Origin of the sequence: Shewanella intestini (assembly GCF_018221465.1) — a bacterium.
GTDB classification, from domain to species: domain Bacteria; phylum Pseudomonadota; class Gammaproteobacteria; order Enterobacterales; family Shewanellaceae; genus Shewanella; species Shewanella intestini.
In genome coordinates, this window is record NZ_JAAIKR010000008.1 from 1 (window position 1) to 19668 (window position 19668).

Genomic DNA, 19668 nt, shown 5'->3' on the forward strand with positions numbered 1-19668 from the left:
TGCCTGAAGACAAGTTGTCGCTCACGAAATCCATCGACCAGCATTCATTTGCCTTTGCAGGAACAGATAGCGGCTCAGGCTCTCGAGTAGGTAAACGCTTTTTACCTTTACGTCGTAAGTTAAGTTTCAAACTACAATAAACACGGTACACGCGTTTGTGGTTCCATTTATGCCCTAGAAGCCGTAATCGTTTAAATATTTTGCGAAAACCATAAGCCTTATGTTTCTCTGCTATATCTGATACAGCATCAATGATGTCATTATCATCGATACGTTTGAGTTGATAATAAAATGTGCAACGACTGATACTTAATGCATCACAAGCCAACACAACACCTAGGCCAAACTCATCAATGGCATAGTGGGCTAATACCTTTCGCTCTGCTGGCTTTATAGCTTTTTTTCAACAATATCTTTGAGTGCCATGTTTTGTAAGCTGACATCAGCAAACATTTTTTTAAGTTTGGCGTTCTCAGCTTCTAATTCACGCATGCGACTTAAATCAGAGGCTTGCATACCACCATATTTAGATTTCCATTTGTAATAGGTACTTTGCCCCACATTATGTTTGCGGCATAACTCTGGCACTGACAGTGCGCCAGACTCACCTTCTTTGAGAATGTTGATAATTTGGTTTTCAGTAAAACGTGTCTTTTTCATGTGATTCTCCATTTGCTTTAGTGTAAATGGAAAACTCTATTTAAAACATTCTGATTTTAAGGGAGGGTTACAGTATCAATATCATTCTTCACATGAAGATTTAATCGTTTAAGTCGGCAATATAGCTATTCTACCGAACTAAGCAAATGCAAGAGTTTGCTGAATATCACCCTGCCTGTGTAAGATATAAACAGCCAATATCAACACCTTTGCAGTAGTGTTTTTGAGATGACAAAGCGACAATGTAGATTTCTTTGCACGCACACTTAGCCTTACCACGATAGAACAGGTGATAAGGCTTTTTATTCGTTGATGAGAGTAAACGGACTTAATTGGCACTAATTACTCTAGAAAGTAAATATAGTTGTACTTTCAAGGTAATAATTGAGTGTTGTTTCAACAAATAAATGCTATTCATCTTCAATGTGTTGTAATTAAAGCTTACTTGTTATAAAAATCACGATACCACCGAATGAATTCAGCAACACCTTCTTTAACACCAACTTTAGGTTTATAACCCGTTGCTTCAAATAAATCCTCAACATCTGCATATGTTTGGTAAACATCCCCAGGCTGCATATCACGGAAATTTTTCTTAGCTTCTATACCCAACTCATCTTCAATCGCTTTGACAAAACCCATTAAATTAATTGGAGAACCATGACCTATATTATACACAGCATAAGGGGCAGAACTCGTTGCTGGTGTACCCGATTCAGCAGTCCAGGATTCATCTCTATTTGGGATGACATCTGCTATACGCACAACACCTTCAACAACATCATCGATATGAGTAAAGTCACGCCACATGTCACCATTATTATTAATGTCGATAGTTTCGCCATCTAAGATCTTTCGGGTAAAGATAAACGGTGCCATATCTGGTCGGCCCCAGCTACCATAGACGGTGAAAAATCTAAGACCTGTCGTTGGAATATCGTAAAGGTGGGAATAGCTATGCGCCATCAACTCATTAGATTTTTTAGTTGCCGCGTAAAGCGAAACTGGGTGATCAACACTATCTGAAGTAGCAAATGGCGTCTTATTATTCAAACCATATATCGAACTAGATGAGGCATAAACAAGGTGTTGAACTTTTGTGTTCCTACAGCCTTCAAGAATATTCAAATATCCAACTAAATTTGAATCAGCATAAGCATGTGGATTTTCAATCGAGTATCGAACGCCTGCTTGTGCAGCCAGATGAATAACACGATCAAAGCTTTCACTTTCAAACAATTGCCTTATAGATTCTCTATCGGCAATATCTAATTCTACTAACCGAAAGTTTTTGTGCCCGATACGTTTTAAGCGTGCATATTTTAAAGCAGTGTCGTAATAATCGTTAATATTATCAATACCAACTATCTCATGCCCGGTTGCTACTAATTTTTCAACAACTGCACTACCAATAAATCCTGCTGCCCCTGTGACCAAATACTTCATATCATCACCTCAAAAATTAGTCTGAACCAAAAAGGTCACGAGTGTACACCTTATCACTTACATCTTGAATTTCATCAACCATGCGGTTAGATACAATAACATCTGACATAGCTTTAAAGTCTTCAAGTGATTTTATAACTGCCGAGTGGTAAAAGTGGTCTTCTTCAATCACTGGCTCAAATACCACGACCTGAATTCCTTTAGCTTTTAGGCGTTTCATAATCCCTTGAATACTAGATGCCCTGAAGTTATCTGAACCTGTTTTCATTATTAGTCGGTAAATACCAACAATTTTAGGTTCACGCTTTAAAATTGCATCCGCTATAAAATCCTTACGTGTTGTATTTGAGTCAACAATTGCACTGATGATATTATTTGGCACATCCGAATAGTTTGCGCGTAGTTGTTTTGTGTCTTTAGGTAAACAATATCCACCATAACCAAATGATGGATTGTTATAATGGTTTCCTACACGCGGATCCAAACCAACCCCTTCAATGATTTGACGCGAATTCAAGCCATGAGATTCAGCATAGGTGTCTAACTCATTAAAGTAGGCAACGCGAAGCGCTAGATAAGTGTTAGAAAACAACTTAATCGCTTCCGCTTCTGTCGAGTCGGTAAATAAAACATCGATATTTTCTTTAATTGCACCTTGAACTAGTAAGTTAGCAAAGGTTTTAGCTCGCTCACTTTGTTCGCCAACAATAATACGTGAAGGGTAAAGGTTGTCATAAAGCGCCCTACCTTCGCGTAAAAACTCTGGAGAGAAAATCAAATTATTACAACTTAATTCTTGTTTTATTCTCTTAGTATAACCAACTGGTACCGTTGATTTAATTACCATTGTTGCTTTAGGGTTTATTTCCATGACATCTTCAATAACGGATTCAATAGATGAAGTATTAAAGTAATTTGTCTTAACATCATAATCTGTAGGTGTTGCTATGATTACAAAATCAGCATCTTTATATGCAAATTCTTTATCTAAAGTTGCTGTAAAATTAATATTTTCATTTTGAAGAAAATTGCTTATCTCATCATCTACGATTGGTGATAATCCATTATTCAGCAATTCAATTTTTTCTTTAAGAATATCTATAGCAACGACTTCATTATTTTGCGAAAGTAACATCGCATTTGAAAGTCCAACATAACCTGTACCAGCAATAGCTATTTTCATACTTTTTACGACCTATAATTTTAAATCTTTATGTAAATTAACTTAAATATAATCATTACGCGATAAAACTATTTTTTTATAGCATCACCAGAACCACTACCAGTTACTGTCATTATTATATACTTAAAATAATCTTTAACAGTCAGTCTATCAATCATCTGCTTATCAATTTTGGCTAATAAAGCCGGGGTAGACATATCAATATTTTGAACTTGTGCTAAGCCAGTTACACCTGGTAAAACATCATAAACACCTAATGCATCACGTTCTTTTATTAATTCCTCTTGGTTAAATAAATTAGGCCGTGGGCCAACCAGACTCATTTCCCCCTTGACGACATTAATAAGTTGCGGAAGTTCATCAATCTTAGTTTTACGTAAAAAGTTACCCAATTTTGTAATAGAAGCGTTGCTAGCTAAATGACTAGCCACTGACTTTGTCTCTACAGACATTGTACGGAACTTAATCAATTTAAATGGCTTTTTATTTCGACCAACACGAGTCTGAACAAAAATTGGTAAACCAGTATCAAAGATACCAATAATGGTGACAACAATGAAAACTGGTGACAGGAGAAGTAGCCCGAAGAAAGCTGCGAAAAAATCAAGTAATCGAATCATTAATGCGTACTCTTCTTATAATCCAAAACAACTTGAGCCGCCTCGTTAAAGCCTTGCTCTAAAGTTTGAGGGGGTACCCAATCAAGTGTTTGTTTGGTATGAGTAATATCAACGGCCATAGATCCTAGTAATCTATTAACTATGTCTTGCTTACCAAATATTGTACCAGCGAGTTCAAAACACTTTCTCGGCACGGGTAGTTGCCTTGATGGCTTACCAAGAGCTTTTGCCATAATTGCTACCATATCGAACGTTGATACGTCGCGATCATCGGAAACTAAAAATATTTCACCTGCAGCTTTAGGATGGTCGATACAAGTTATTATCAGGTCAATAAGGTTAGTAACCGACACTAAGCTTCGACGGTTATCCTTGATGCGCCCAAAGGGTAATGGGATACCTTTAGCCACTAAATTCATTAAAGATGCGAAATTAGCTTTTACACCAGGACCATAAACGAGTGCCGGTCGTATAACGACAACTTCCATCCCTGTTTCTTTTGCCAACTTAAACAAACCGACCTCAGCTTCAGCTTTTGAGACACCATAATCATCTTCTGGTGAAGGCTCATCATCTGACTTAAAAGCTTTTTTGGATGTGGTATCTTCACCATTAACTTTGATGCTTGAAACGAAAACAAAACGCTTAACCCCTGACAAAGCCGCTTGACGAGCTAAATTTAGCGTACCAAAAGTATTTACATTTCTATACTCTTGAAGTGGATTGTTCGCCGAATCACTCATTAAATGAACTCGAGCGGCCAAGTGAATAATAACATCCACATCATCAAGAGCTTCTGAAAAATCAGAATCAGGGGAAACTCTAAAATCAAAACATTTAACATTTTTATCACTTAAAAGCTCCTTGCTTGAAAGCGCTGATACGTGATATTTGTTCAGCTTCGGAATTAAATTGCCTCCCACAAATCCAGTCCCCCCTGTAACCAATAAATTCTTACTCATTTATCACCTTTTCATAGATGTCAAAGTGCTGCTTCATAACCGACTTATTTGTAAATTTGTCTTCGACAAGTTTTCGACCATTCTCACCAAACCTTTTTCTCAGCGGATAGTTATTTATTAGTAACTCAAGTTTATCAGCAATGTCTTCAGAAGATTTTTCTGCTGCGATGAATCCATTAAAACCATCTTTACATATATCCTTACACCCTCCTAAAGGCGTTGTAATAATTGGACGACCTACAGAAGCCGATTCAATGAGTATACGAGGAACTCCTTCTCCATATGTAGTGGGTAAACAAACTACATCAGACGATTCGATTAAAAGTGGAATGTCGTTACGTTGCCCAAGCCAAGTCACAAAAGGTAGTTTTGATATAGTGTCAATTTCACTTTCTGTATATGATAAAGGAGAGTCATTATCAAAAATCCCTGCTATATAAAGAGTAACTTTATAACCTTTCACATTCAATTTTTTAACCGCATCTACCAAAAAATTGAGACCTTTATCCTTTAATAGTCTACTAGCAAAAAAAACCTTAAACTCTTCAGTGTCAACAGGAACACTAGAGTACGAATACTGGGAAATATTTACGCCAGCACCATATACCCGAATTGAACGATTCTCCGGGACAATACCAGTTTCGACGAAATAATCCTTATCCTCATTATTTTCAAAAAGGTAATAAGCATGATTACATCGCGAGAACTTTCTTATCATTCCAAAAGTTATTTTTCTAATACACGAACTAATAATTCCCGGCCTAACTTTAAGGGTTCCCAACCCGGCATAAGTCGACACGTGTCTAATTCCACGCAAAGTACAAATAATTGATGAGTACAAGTTTGGCTTAATCGTAACTGAGTGGACAATATCTGGTTTTAAAGCACCTATAGTCTTACTTAGTTTATGTAGGTACGATATTTCACCAAATGGGTTAACGCCTGTCCTTGACATTTTAATCTGATAAACATCAATACCAAATCCATTAAGGGAAACTAAAGTGTCAGTCTGGCAATTAGGTACGATTACACTTACTTTAAAACCATTAGAGATCATTTCTCTAGCTCGCTCTAACCAATGGAGCTCAAAATACCAACCAGCGTTAATAACATAAACCAAGTGCCTCACTTACAACATCCTCTAATTAATATATATATTATTTATTTTTGCAACATTATCACAAATGGAATATGCATTATTATCACAAGCCTTCTTTGCAGATGAATAGTGGTTATTTTTATCTGTAAATTTCAAAACAAATTGCTTCCACTCTAAAGGGTCACTAATCGGCAGGAAATAACAATAATTTGAGATATTTACTGTTTCTGGTACTTTGTTAGAAACCAACGTTTTAACACCGTAATGCTGGGCCTCTACAGCCGCTAGTCCAAACCCCTCAAAATGTGAAGGTAATAAAAACAAGTCGGCTACATGTTTTAATATAGAAGGTACATCACTTCTTTGCCCTAAAAAGATAACTCTGGCCTGTAGACCTCTATCCTTAACTAACTTCTGAATAGAAATTGACTCTACACCGTCTCCGACGAGTAGGAGCTTATATTTTTCAGGAAGACTAAAAACCAAATCAATTAAAAAAATATGATTCTTTACTTTATTAAACCGTCCAACATGACAAAGAACAACGTCATCAACCTTAAATCCTAATTTCTCTTTAGATAAGTAAGTAGGATTTTCAACAAAGTTAATTCCGCAGGGTATTATATGTGTATTTTTGTCACTCAAAAAAAACTGTAAATTAGCATTATTACTCACTGCGATTTTATGAGAGCTGAACATGTGCATAAATCTCTTCATGATGAATGCATATGTTTTCTTAACGTTCGATGTCAAGTCTATTTTGTCAGTATGTACATGTACAACACGTACCTTTACTCTTGCTAAATAGGCAACAAAGGCAATCCAACCAGAGAATAACCCCGTATGAGAATGCACTACATCGAAGTCTTTGTTTACCATGTAAGAGTACAATTGCTTTGTATAAGCAAAAAATCGGCCAGGCTTTTCCATTTTCACTAGGTGTGTGTTATCTAAACAACAGCAAATTTCATCATAGAAAGCTTTCTCTTTTGTTTGGGTTAATATAAAAATATCATGAGATTTAACTTTCTCATTATAAATAGCCAAGTCCTTTAGCCATGTCTCAATCCCACCGGGATTAAGTTTATGAATTACATGTAATACTTTCAAAACGAACCTCGCTTCGACATTACAAATGAATAAAAATACAGCAATATATATGTGACAGGTATCTTTTTTCTAAAAAAGTTATCAGCTAAATAACCTCCTTGACTTTCATATGCAGAGAATGTCACGCGATAGAGTGACGTAAATGCATATGTGATCGCAATTAACCAAAATATATATATTGCTGTTTTAAGGAAATCAACATTCAGTTTTTTATTATAAGTAATACAACTAAAAAAGAACGCTATCAACATTATTCCCTCTAACATCGACAAAGGGCTGTCTATCCAATTACTGAACGATACAAAGTTAGGTACAAAGAAAATCGCAGCAAAACTATATACCAAGTAAAATATAGTTTCCGAACCAAAGAACAGTACCATACTAGTTGTCAAAAATAAGAGGAATGGAAAATATAGGCGACTATAATATCCTGTTGTAAAAACGAGCATCACAAAGTAAATTGGTGCATAAACTCTAAATGGAATACTAATCAAACATAATACGAATGCAAGAAAAAGAAGATACTTCCTTGCTGAAACTTGATATTTACAAAAAGCGAGAAAAGCATAACTAATAATACAAAGAGAGAAGAAATCCTTAAGTAACAAAGGAGTATGAAAAAGAATTAGAGGCGACATAAATGTAAAAATAACAAAGCAATACTTGACCCTAGCACTATCATACTTAGTTTTTATGTTTAAACATTTCCATAAATTTGCTACCGTAAGACTGTGTAGGACAAGGTTCATCAATACCAAAATCTTAGGATCTTGAGAACCTAAGATAGTAGATATCAAATAGTAAACATCTCCTACAGCTGTAAGAGTAGTTAGATGTCCCTCGCCATAATAACTTCCGACAAAAGCTTCATGATAAAATTTTAGAGAGTCTACAAAGTACATCGGATCTATAAAATTATATGAAAATAACCCATAAATTATTAATGGACCTACAAAAACAATAAACTCAGACTTAATAACAACGATTACACATAAAACAACAGAGAATACCAAATAGAAATTAGAATCTCGGGCGGTTATAATCGAATTGAGCAACAAAATAAGAATAAGAGATAATAACAGCGCAACCTTTACAAATACATTATTTAGAAAATGCTTTTGTGTAAAATTCATAACGAGCACTCTCCAGTTTGTTACTAGTATACTTAGATGCCTCATTTAAACTATGGTAAACGACTGAATTCAAGCAAGTCTTCTCTATCAAGTCCAACATATCACTTCTAAACTTCGAGTAATCTCCAGATTTATGAACAAACTGAGGAAGAGTTAACTCCTCTAAACCTCCAGCATTAGAAGAAAGAACAGGGCACCCGCGACTCATAGCCTCAATAGTCGCTCTTGGTAATCCTTCTTGAAAGGAAGGTTGTATATATATATCTATATCATCAAGCCACTCAAAAACTTCATCTTTGTCTATAATAAAACCATCATGGCAAAATTTTACGTTGGAATCTTTAGCCAATTTTTCATATCTTTCTGGATTACCACTACCAATTACATGTAATTGAACCCCTAGACCTACAAGACCTTTTATTGCTATATCAACTCCTTTACTATCATTTTTAACTGTACCAATCAATCCAACTTTAAGTTCTCGACTTTTTTTCCTTGACGAAAACCTATCTAATCTATTTATTTCAACTTCGGACTCTTTTAAAACTTCTCGCAATTCAACATTTGATGCGTTCATCGTTAGTTTTGAATTAGGATAACGTTTTTGCAAGGCAAATTTCGTAACGTACAAAGCGCCATCCGCTACTTTAACTGCTTTTTTCATCCTATGCCTTGCTAAGGGAGCGTACATTTTCGCTAGAATTGTTCCATAATGACTTAACCCGTCAAATGGGCATGCTACAACTTCACAATATACCTTTTTATTGAATTTTTTAGCATATTCTACGGCTTTGTTACCTATTTCACTTGGTAAACGAACGACAATAAAATCTGATTTTTTTACCACATTTTTTACTACACTAGCCTTATAGTCAGATACTAATGACAACGGATTTGATAAACTTGGAGAAAATACGAAATCTATATTATCTTTTGATGCTATCTTACCAACGCTTTCAGTAAGTTCTTTTTTCCTCGCACAAACGATAACCTCGCTAACTCCTTCAACAAAGTAACGATTCCATAATGTGGAGTCTAATGTTCCTGATGTAAAAACTTTATCACCTTGGACTGAAAAGATGTGGTCATGAAAAAAAGAAACTATCATTTTATTATCTCCTTCAATTCTTCGATAACCTTCACCCTTTCCAATCTAATTCTAGCTTTTGCTAAGTCCAATTTATTTTTATATTCATCAGCATTATTTTGCAGATTGGCCATCATGATATTAAGGGTTTCGAAATTAATTTCTTCTATTGCTACTACATATTCACCAAGGCCAATATCTTCCATAATCCCTTTAGATTTGTTACCACCGTATGCGATAGCCATGGAAGGAACACCCATAACCTGACTAAATATTACAGAGTGAAATCTAGTACCAATTAAAAAGTCTAACCCCTTGTATACAGTCATCAAATCTTTGTAGTCAAAATCACCATCAACAATTTTATAACTAACAGACATTTCAAGCTTACTTATCACATCACTAATTGCAATTAAATCTGTCTCATGCTTACTAGGGCCTTGCACTTGAACTATAAAATAAAACTCACAGTCGGAGTTTTTGTTACAGTACTCTGCTATCGAAGATATATAATTCTCATACCTTTCAATAGGGTCACTAGAGTGAGGAAAACGATAAGGTCTTACTGTAATACCAATTTTTTTAACATTCAACGTATTGGATATTACTTTTTTTGTCTCATGACGTAGAGTATCTTTCTCTTTTGAGTAATACCCCAAGTCAAATGCCAATTCGGAATTAAAAACCCCAATACTTTTAAGATATTCAAGAGAAATACCTTCCCTAACATATAATTTATCGACGCGACTCAAAATATATCGAACAAAGGTTCTATTTGAAATTCCTGTAATTGGTCCTACTGAATTCGGTAGAAATATTATTTTCTTTTTAAGACGAATTGCTAAAAGAAGATAATAAAGCCCAAACCAAAGGTAATATAAATCACCAAGTTTTCCGTACGTATGCAGAAAACCACCGCCTTTAACTACGATACAGTCACTTTCTTTTAAGAAAGAAAAGGATTCTAAGTATTCTTTATTTTTGAAGAACATGTTAAAAACAGGCTTGTATGGAAGCATTAGCAATATAAAATGCTTTACAAAATCGATAAGCGCTTGAACTCCAGCCTGAATTACTGTCCAACGACTATCATGGACTCCTGTATTCTTGATAACACGTTTAGGATTTTCAATTATATTACGGAAAATTTTAAAGCCTGCACTTCTTGTTTGTTTACTTTGCTTATGTCTATCTTCATCTGAATTACCATAATCAACAATTCCGATCTCGCAGTTTTCACCAAAAGAATTTTGAATTAAATAAGCAGCTTCCCAAACAAGAGCCTGATCACCTCTATTTAAATCCGTACATGCAGGTACAATAAGTGCCTTAACTTTACTCAAAACGGCTCTCCAGCTAACAATTTAAATAACATTGCATTATACTCACTAACATTTTCATCTAAAGAATATACTTTCGATTCTGTAACCAAATTAACAACTTGATCCGAAGGGTAGTCAAATGATATCAGGTTACCACAAGCCCCTAATGAGTCTAATATGTTCTTTACCTTTTTATCCCATTCTATAGCTACTACTCTTTTTTTTCTTGCCAAACAAGGTAAGATCGAATGAAGACGTTGAGCGACAATAAAATCAGATTGTTCAGAATATCTAAGTACATCCTTATAGCTTGATGCTTTCTCGTTAAACACTATCCGCTCTGAAGGGTACCCATTTTCACTACATAATGGACGAACAATATTATTAATGTAGTACACATCACTAATTGAACCATTATTTGATACATATATGGTATCAAAACGCTCTAACATACTACCAATTACATCGATCCACCACTTTGCAGTTTCATTTCTATCAAGTTTAAAGTCAGAGTGCCGTTTACATTCATTAGTATCCATAATGAATAACGTAACTGAGCGATTTGGTCTTACAACACTCTCCGCCTTAAACTCAATACAAGCAGATGAAATGGCTGCATCATATGTATTTTTAGCATGTAAGACACCATTATTTATCAAATTATTAAGGGAACCCAAATCTCTAACATAAACAGGAATATTCTTAGTAACCCCCTTAAGGATGTATCTTGAGAATAAACTGAACTCCTTTCCGACACCAACAGACCAAAATATATACCTCTTTTTATTTTTTCGTAAGATTGAGCAATACACTGAGAGCTTGATCAGAAAGTCACCAAAATTATCAATTAACAAGTGGCCACCACCTATTATAATCAAGTCCTTTTCTTCTATGAATTTTTCAAAATCATCTTTTGGTATTTTTTTAACTTTAAATAAATTGTATGCAAATCTAATATAATAGCTTCTATTTTTTTCTTTCGGGAATGTGTAGTTCGTAAAATCATATGGTTTGTGTTGATAATCAATATGATACCTCCCATGATGTAAGTCATAATACTCTATTTCATGTTGTCCAATGGAATTTATGCTAACCCCTAATGACTTTGCAATCAGTTGATCTCCAACATTGAGTGAATAACCTACTCCCAAAATTCCAATTTTCACTTTGTGCACCTGACTAATGATGAAAAAATCGTTGTGTTTAATTTGTACTTTTTATTCAAGTGTAAAAAGCACAGAAAGTTCCAAGTAAGAACGCATAGTATCGTACTGTAAGCGATCGCTTCCAAACCTAAATTTTCATAATAAAAATAGATAAATCCAAGCTTAATGGTCAATCCTATTATCAAATAAATGAATAGCGGCAAAAATTCTTCTTTAATTTTCATCATTGTCAGTGTTTGACCGAATATAGAACTCAAGAAGTAACCAAAAGTAATTAGTAAAGCCAAGTTATTATAATGTTTGTAATCTTCACCAAATAACCCCAAAATTAAATCACCAAAATAGAAAACAATCAGTAAGAACATTAAGCTTGAAACAAAACCAATTAAAGTAGCTAAATTGTTTATAATTGGTACTCTATTACCAGTTGACTTAACGAGAATAGGAAATACTACATTGTTCACTGATAAAAGCACAATTGAACTTAGCATTGAAACTTTCTGAGCTGAAGAATAGTAAGCGACCGTTTTCATATCACTTATTCTCTCCAGAATTATAACATCTACATTAGTAATTAGTGTTACGATCAGAAGAATGCTAAATAGTTTGATAGTTACATGTAAATCCTTTTTTTCAACAACCCCCCCTATGCTTACTTTGTATATTTTACTATTTTTATTGATTTTTTTATTGGAAAAAAAGGACACAAATACGTAGCTAGTCAATAATACAATGCAAAGTAAATAGTAACTCAAATCTGAACCAATAGTTGAATAAAACAAGATCAGGCTCAATAAAAAAAAGATTGACCTTATTAATTTCTCTATAGCATTTGCAAATACTGCATCACCTTCTGAAATTAATATAGATATTCTAATTAAGGATATTGATACTGCTGTATTTATCAGTACAATAAAAATGCTTAAATAAAAACTAAAACCTATGTAACTTAAATAAAATACAATTATTACTGAAGTGATAGCAAGTGTAATATAAAACGTCCTTGTGACATTACTAAGCCAATGTCCTTTTTCAGCCAAGTCTATTTTTGGTAACCTAAGTAATATAAATTGATTAAAACCAAAACATGAAATCACTGATGTCAAGGCTGTAAAAGAAACTATATATGAATAGAAGCCAAACAATTCCCCACCAAACAATCTTGATATGGCAATATTCACACCGAAGGCTGACAATGCGGACAAACCACTGCAAATTGAAACTAGCATTGTCGTTATTAGAATTTTTAAATTGATAATCACACCTATATAAAAAACTTCTCATTGCAAAATGCATATCGCTTATTTATACCTACCACGACGGAAAATAATGAACAACCCAACTACATCAACAGGGGGTGTTGTTGATCCAATCACGGCGCTAGATGCTGCTATCCCAAGGGTTGTACTCAATTAGGCAGCTTGCTCCCTAATTGGCATACCTAGTCCTATGACTTTGTTCATTGCTTTTACGCCTGCTAAAGCTTCGCCTACCTGAGCGTTATAATCTCGAAGGCTAAGTTTAAGACTAATCACATTCTTATATCGATACATCGCAGTCTCAGAGAGTGAGATTGCGTGGTAATCATTATCCTGTTTCCACTGTGCTAATTGATTAGCTTTGAGCGCTTTAACTGCTTCGTTTCTCGGGTGCCCCTCCTCCCAATACCCTGTATTATTTCTAGGTGGAATAGTGGGCTTACAACCCTTTCATTTGAGTAGCTTATGACATAGCTTAATGCCATAGGCACCATCAGCAAATACTTGAGTAATACCTCTCCTCAACGGGTTAAGCAATGTGAGTAGGACGTCATTGTCAGCGACATTGACTAAGGAGACTTCAGCTGAAACAACTTCATGAGAAGATAATATTGGTTAAGGTCTACTTTACAAGCTTGCCTATGGTTTAGAATTACTGAAATATGCTCCAAAAGGTTTTGTAAAAATGGACTTTTACGTGATTTTTTATGACGTTTTTCATAAAATCACCTCAGTAATTTTTAAAAATCTGATACACTTTTAATCCATTTTGAGACAGTCGCTTTTATTTATAAGTAAACGCTATCTTTTGTAAGCCTTGGGTTTGGTTATTTTTTGCTTTTTATCGACTCTTTATTTAGAGAAAGAGTCCCAATAGGCCATTTTTTCAACCTTCTTTTCTAACAAAATGTCTGATTAAAACAAGCATCACTGCTAGCATGCCGCCAAGCATTGTGCCTAATACACATATTAACGCTCTTTTAGGGCCAGCTTTTTCTTCTGGCACTAATGCGGGATCAATTGTTTTAAAAGCATATTCGTCGCGTACTTCAGCAAACATGATTGTTTTTGCTTGTTCTTCAATTAATTTATATAAAACCGTTTTAATATCTGCAACATTGGTTTGTTGTATTTGGGTATTCAAAAACTCCGTACTGCGTTTAGCCTCAATCACATCCCTATCTTTCATTTCTTTGTTGATATCTTTGACTAACCAAGACACCCATTTTTGCGCAATATAAGGCGATTGATGCTCAATCGATATTGTCACCATTCCAGTATCTTTAGCAGTATTCACTGACAATATTTCTATAAACGCTTTATACGCTTCTTGTAAAGAAGGTTTAGGTTTTAGTGGCAGTTTTACATCACGCACCCATTTCTGGGCATTTGCATCATATATATCGGCATCGTAAGTAATCGTGTTATCCATTTGCTGCCATTTATCAATTGCCATTAAATCGGCAAGAATTTGATGATTAGTGATAAATTGACTAACAAACTGGCGTGATTTCATTATCTCAATAGCAAGCTGGGTTTTATCCGCACCGCCACCGCCGCCTAAGTTAATACCGGCCATACTGGCTAACCCACCAAATTGACCAGCAAGAGCACTTAACCCACCACCTTGTTCTTCATTTGCAGGGGTCAGTAACACTTCTGATTTATAGGTATTAGGTTGGGATAATGCAAATACCACAGCACCTGCCGCAAAAAGGCAGGTGATTAACATTATTAACCACTTGCCTTGCCAAATAACGGCAAATAACTCTCTTAAATCAATTTGATCGTCTGCAATTTCATTTTTTAAAAAGACAGCCTCATTGGTTGTGGTTTGAATATTTTTATTCATATGCCTTTCATTCTTTAATTTTTTATTCATTCAAATCAAGCTTTGTTACATTTATCAACCTGTTTTTAACAGTAATAAATATAACCGCTTATCTACATACCAATTAAAACAAATAATACGCGGCCTTGGCATTGCAAGGCCGCGTATTATATTAGTTATAATTTTGAAATTGTCGCTAGCGCAATCGCACTATTATAAATAATGGTGGTCACCTGCGACCATAAACTTAAGTTATCTTTATATTCGGTATCTAACGGCATAATAATTGAGTCAGCAGGTTCAATGACAACTGACGGCCCACTAAACCAAGATGAGTCAGGCATCACTACAGATCCATCGGCGCGCAGTACATATACTCGGTCTTCATCTGCACGTTTTCTTGCGCCACCGGCTTTTGCTAAGTACTGCTCAAAGCTAGTGCCCTTTTTAAAGAGGTGAGTGCTTGGGTGTTGTACTTGCCCCATAATGGTCACACTGTTATTAAGGGTCGGCACATAAAGCTCATCGCCATTTTCTAATTCAATGTCTGAGCCTTGCACGCCATTACTAATTGACGCTAAGTCAATCACCAAACGCCCAACAGGTTCAACGTTTTCAAGTTCTTTTAGCATAAGCTGTGTATCTGCAAAATTACCTGTCGGCGTATCTTTTGTCAGCGCTTTGGCGGCTATCTCACGGCGTAAATTATCAGATAAGGTTTTTACCTCTCTAATTTCCGCCTCTTTAACTGATTCACGCAAAAATACCGCACTTTTCGGCGCAGCGCTATTTGTTAATCCACCGGCACGTTTTAATACATCAGACATAGTTTCATGCGCTTGAACAGCATAACTTCCCGGGAATTTAACTTCCCCTGCAATTTTAACCCAGCGGGTTTCTTGCCAGTTAGGTAATGCGCGCACGGTTAAAATGTCTCGGCTTTGCAGCTGCAAATTAGCCTGCGGTTTATTGCTCATTACATCGTTCAAATTAAATTGATGATGCTCAATATGAAATGAATTTTTCGTTTGTACTTGTCGGGTTAACTCGGCAGACAATGTATACGCACCTTCCGACAGCCCACCGGCGGCAACAAGTGCGTCTTCAATTTTCCCCTGCTGTGTTAAAGGATACGTGCCCGGAAAACGCACATTACCTTGAATCTCAAACACCGCTTTTGCATCACCAAATCGGCTTTGGTTTGCTAATTTATTTAAAATGGGCGTTAACAATGTTTCTCTGTCTTGATAATCAAATACCACAATTTTATCGCGGGGTTGCAGCGCTAGGTTATCTATTGAGCCACTGTCATTAATTGCATTACCTAAATTGAATTGTAATACTTCAATATCACCGCGTTTATTTGACTCCCTAACAACCAGTGCGTAATCCAAATCCGTTGTTAACGTAAAGTCACTCCAAATAGAGCTAAATAAATCGCTAACTTTTATGCCCTTAACCCATTCATAGCTGCCGGGGCGGATAACTGAACCAAAAACAGTAATTGCATTGTCAATTCGGTCTGTCGCTGCTTTGACATTTAATACATCGCCATTTCTCACCTTGGTGTTTAAGCCATCTTCTTTATTCAAATTAATGCTAACAATTGTTTTAACTGCATTGTCGTCATAACGTTCAATGGTGCTTAATTTGGGGTACGCTCCTGGCTTCATCCCATTGGCCATCGCTATCACATCTTTTACGGTATTGGTTGCTTTAACTTCATAAATTGCAGGTCGGTTAACTTCGCCACTAACACTTACGGTTTTACCTAACGGCGGGATAAATACCACATCACCTGATTGAAGTCTTAAGTCTCCTGATGCGTCACCCTTCATCAATAAATCGTATACATCAAAGGTGCCGATTGTTTTGCCTTTTCTTTTTAATTGAATGTTTCTTAATGTCCCAATTTCACTAATACCACCAGAAACAAACAACGCTTGCATAATGGTTGATAAGCTAGAAACTGTATAAGACCCCGGTTTATAGGCGTCACCGGCAACAAAAATGCGAATTGAACGTAACTCACCCATTGTCACGGTAACATTCTGGCCAATCATCGACTTAGCCACTTTGTTCTTGAGTAATGCTTTCACTTCACTAAAAGACATGCCGACTAACGATATGGGGCCTAAATTAGGAAACTGAATAGCGCCGTTACGTCCAACGGTTAATTGGTAGTTGTTACTTTCTTTACCATAAAGTTGAATCTTGATGATATCGCCAGGGCCGACCATATATTCCGACGGAACAGGGGCATCAGATACAGGCGCAAATGTCGATGGCGCGCCTGCAAATAAGTCATAACCAAAGTGCATTAACTTTGTTTTTTTATCTTCTTCTTGTTGGGCTGTTTGCGCTTCAGTTTTCAAAGACTCTTTATCAATATTGTTAGGGTCGCATTTATCATAAATCAGATTATTCTTATTTAAAGTATTTCTGTCACTTCTGTCACTTCTGTCACTTCTGTCACTTCTGTCACTTATCAAAGTACCATCATCACGAAAACAGTCATCATCTAAACCTGACAGGTTTTTATCAGTCATATTCTTCTGATTTAAGCTTCTAGACTCAACGACTGTAGGATTATCAAGTGGATTCCCTGTTTTTTGTGAGCCACTTATTGTTGATATGTCTATTCCATATTGTTTAGCTAAACGTTGCTGCTCTGCCGCGGGCAACGATTTAAATTGTTCGATCATTTGGGGTGAAGGCGTTAACGCTTGAACAGGTGAGCTCAGTAAAAATGACGCGGATAGCATTAAAATGGCTAATCTTTTTGTTTGTCGATACACCTTGTGTCTCCAATGACAATATAATTGAACAATTTAACAGGTTAAATAGCAAATTTTAGGCACGCTACCGCCCATGGATTATGGCTTCCAACGTGCCCTTCGTGATAACGAAATACCCATTTACCTTAAATGCGCACCCATTGATGCCCATTTAAAATTAAGCGATGCATTATACGCAAATTATCGTACTAAGCATGTATTTTGATGTCAGGCATTAGAATTATGACAACCTACCATCAAATACCACAAGATAACGCACCGACAACAACAACTTGGTAACAAAATAAATACAAATACAAACACAGGCACGTTGGTCAGCAAAAAGATAACGCAAAGCCAGCTTTATCACCTATCACGTTAGTCACAATAAAAAATTAAATTTTTTCAATACTTTGCTTATCAACAGCGATTCTTTTTTGTTGGCCCATAATCGTAAATAGCACAAAACACCTTTTTTCAGCGTTCATCTCTTCAAAAATAGCATTGAGCTCAGCAAATGGACCATCAACAAATTTAACTTTGTCGCCTTTTACTAAATCCTTTGGTGAACGTTGTGGCGCTTGTTCGTTATCGCAGCGCAGCTTTATTTGTTCAACCAACGTGTCAGCAATCGGGGTCATAAACTCATTACACCCTACTATGCGGTTTACACCGCGTGTGGAGTGCACTTTAGACACACTAAATTCAGTTGGATCAAACTGGATAAAAAGATAACTTGGGAATAAAGGCGTTTCAACCAACTTTTCCTTTGTTTGGTTTGCTACTTTTTTAAGTTGTTTCATCATGGGCAAGTAACTATTCACGCCTTGTAGCGCTAAATTTTGCTGTGCACGTACCTCTTCACGAGGTTTGCAGTACACTAAATACCATGCCTTCATAATGACCTACTTTTTTGAATGGTGCGATACTCCTTATCACTGCGTGGCATTCTATCAAACCAAATATAAAGGGTAAACTTTCGTGTCGGCACTTAATGCCTGATTGCTGCTTTTTTAACATTTTTCACATTTTTCATCACGAAGCGTCGTATCTAAAACATGATGCAGAGAAATAAGAAAAAGTGAAATAAGGTATATAGAAACAAGGCGATATAAGGCGTGATAGCTAAAAACGGGGAAAGCTAACATAAAAAAACCTCCCATTAAGGAGGTTTATTTTATTTTGATAAATATAACTAAAAAGATTTAATTTGCGTCAGCTTGCGGTGGAAAATTCAGCATAACTTTTTTAATGGCTTCATTAATCACTTCAACGCGTTCTTCTGGGGTGTTTTTGTCACTAACAGTGTCAGCAACGGTGCCTCGCCAAACCAGTTTGTCGGTTTTATTGTCAACCAAATCAATGATCATAGTACCAACCTCGTACTCTCTTACCGTGGTTTGTGTATTAACACTGCCACCCCATCCCCAACCGCGATAATAATTGGGGTTATAACCATAATGAGTATTAAAAGTATCTACGTTAATCTTCTTGTCTACTTTTGTAAGATAGTTAACCAATAAGTCTGCACGTTGAGCATCGGTTTTAGTCAATCCTTTGTTGGACATTTCGTTATCAACTGCAGTTTTAACTCTTTGATCCATTAAACCGTCTAATTGGTACTGACTGTCTTGGTTTTTCTTTTCTATCCACGCATATGTTTTATATTGTGAAAACGAAACCGCTGGATCAAAATCTGAACTGGTTTTCATGCTGCTACAAGCTGATAAACTAGCTAGGGCGATAAGGGCAATAATTTTGTTCATTCGTCTCTCCAACAACCTTTTGATAACAAGTAGCTTTATCTATTCATCTTTTCAAGTCAAGCATTGATAGCGACATGACTGTGGCCCACTGTTTTGACTGCTAACTTGCATAGTATGATTTTAGTATAACTGAGGTTAGCTGAATCTACGCTGACAAAAACCATTAACACGTAAGTGAGTATTAAACATTTTTACAGTGATTTTTGCAGCGATTTTAGCAGTGGTTTTTACAATGATGTAAGAATGC

The 19668-nt window shown here is 35.9% G+C and carries 16 protein-coding genes and 1 pseudogene; all 17 read right to left on the bottom strand.

The window, feature by feature from the left end; translation table 11 throughout:
• Nucleotides 1-331 (bottom strand): IS3 family transposase (locus G3R48_RS17410; protein ID WP_425516754.1); only part of this gene is annotated, 331 nt, incomplete at its 3' end.
• A gap of 59 nt (nt 332-390) precedes the next feature.
• On the bottom strand, nt 391-660 hold the full coding sequence (locus G3R48_RS09450) for a transposase (protein ID WP_212593300.1): 270 nt from the start codon (nt 658-660) through the stop codon (nt 391-393).
• 441 nt (nt 661-1101) lie between these two features.
• Nucleotides 1102-2106 carry an NAD-dependent epimerase gene (locus G3R48_RS09455; protein WP_153662726.1) on the bottom strand — a complete coding sequence of 335 codons (1005 nt, stop codon included), beginning with the start codon at nt 2104-2106 and terminating at the stop codon, nt 1102-1104.
• Nucleotides 2107-2122: 16 nt separating this feature from the next.
• On the bottom strand, nt 2123-3289 hold the full coding sequence (locus G3R48_RS09460; protein ID WP_153662728.1) for a nucleotide sugar dehydrogenase: 1167 nt from the start codon (nt 3287-3289) through the stop codon (nt 2123-2125).
• 68 nt (nt 3290-3357) lie between these two features.
• Nucleotides 3358-3909, bottom strand: coding sequence for a sugar transferase (locus G3R48_RS09465; RefSeq protein WP_153662730.1), 552 nt, complete (start codon nt 3907-3909; stop codon nt 3358-3360).
• On the bottom strand, nt 3909-4871 hold the full coding sequence (locus G3R48_RS09470) for a UDP-glucose 4-epimerase family protein (protein ID WP_153662732.1): 963 nt from the start codon (nt 4869-4871) through the stop codon (nt 3909-3911). The genes G3R48_RS09465 and G3R48_RS09470 overlap by 1 nt, the downstream gene beginning before the upstream one ends.
• Nucleotides 4864-5991 carry a glycosyltransferase family 4 protein gene (locus G3R48_RS09475; RefSeq protein ID WP_153662734.1) on the bottom strand — a complete coding sequence of 376 codons (1128 nt, stop codon included), beginning with the start codon at nt 5989-5991 and terminating at the stop codon, nt 4864-4866. Before G3R48_RS09475 ends, G3R48_RS09470 begins: the two co-directional genes overlap by 8 nt.
• A 21-nt stretch (nt 5992-6012) precedes the next feature.
• The gene (locus G3R48_RS09480) at nt 6013-7080 is read right to left on the bottom strand and encodes a glycosyltransferase (protein WP_153662736.1); all 1068 of its coding nucleotides are present in this window, start codon (nt 7078-7080) and stop codon (nt 6013-6015) included.
• Nucleotides 7081-8181: 1101 nt separating this feature from the next.
• Nucleotides 8182-9321: a glycosyltransferase family 4 protein gene (locus G3R48_RS09485; RefSeq protein WP_153662738.1), complete on the bottom strand. Its 1140-nt coding sequence runs from the start codon at nt 9319-9321 to the stop codon at nt 8182-8184.
• Complete coding sequence (locus G3R48_RS09490) at nt 9318-10643, bottom strand: polysaccharide pyruvyl transferase family protein (RefSeq protein WP_153662740.1); 1326 nt, start codon at nt 10641-10643, stop codon at nt 9318-9320. The genes G3R48_RS09485 and G3R48_RS09490 overlap by 4 nt, the downstream gene beginning before the upstream one ends.
• On the bottom strand, nt 10640-11788 hold the full coding sequence (locus tag G3R48_RS09495; RefSeq protein WP_153662742.1) for a polysaccharide pyruvyl transferase family protein: 1149 nt from the start codon (nt 11786-11788) through the stop codon (nt 10640-10642). Before G3R48_RS09495 ends, G3R48_RS09490 begins: the two co-directional genes overlap by 4 nt.
• On the bottom strand, nt 11785-13017 hold the full coding sequence (locus tag G3R48_RS09500) for a lipopolysaccharide biosynthesis protein (protein WP_153662744.1): 1233 nt from the start codon (nt 13015-13017) through the stop codon (nt 11785-11787). Before G3R48_RS09500 ends, G3R48_RS09495 begins: the two co-directional genes overlap by 4 nt.
• 183 nt (nt 13018-13200) lie before the next feature.
• Nucleotides 13201-13653: pseudogene (locus G3R48_RS09505) on the bottom strand (transposase); the annotation flags it as partial.
• A 280-nt stretch (nt 13654-13933) separates the two neighbouring features.
• Nucleotides 13934-14899 carry a Wzz/FepE/Etk N-terminal domain-containing protein gene (locus G3R48_RS09510; protein WP_153662746.1) on the bottom strand — a complete coding sequence of 322 codons (966 nt, stop codon included), beginning with the start codon at nt 14897-14899 and terminating at the stop codon, nt 13934-13936.
• A 155-nt stretch (nt 14900-15054) separates the two neighbouring features.
• On the bottom strand, nt 15055-17676 hold the full coding sequence (locus tag G3R48_RS09515) for an SLBB domain-containing protein (protein WP_380714507.1): 2622 nt from the start codon (nt 17674-17676) through the stop codon (nt 15055-15057).
• Nucleotides 17677-18050: 374 nt separating this feature from the next.
• Nucleotides 18051-18554, bottom strand: a complete 504-nt coding sequence (gene rfaH / locus G3R48_RS09520; protein WP_153662748.1) for a transcription/translation regulatory transformer protein RfaH — start codon at nt 18552-18554, stop codon at nt 18051-18053.
• Between the two features lie 306 nt (nt 18555-18860).
• A complete protein-coding gene (locus tag G3R48_RS09525; protein WP_153662750.1) occupies nt 18861-19421 on the bottom strand; it encodes a DUF4136 domain-containing protein in 561 nt (186 codons plus the stop codon).
• Between the last annotated feature and the right edge of the window lie 247 nt (nt 19422-19668).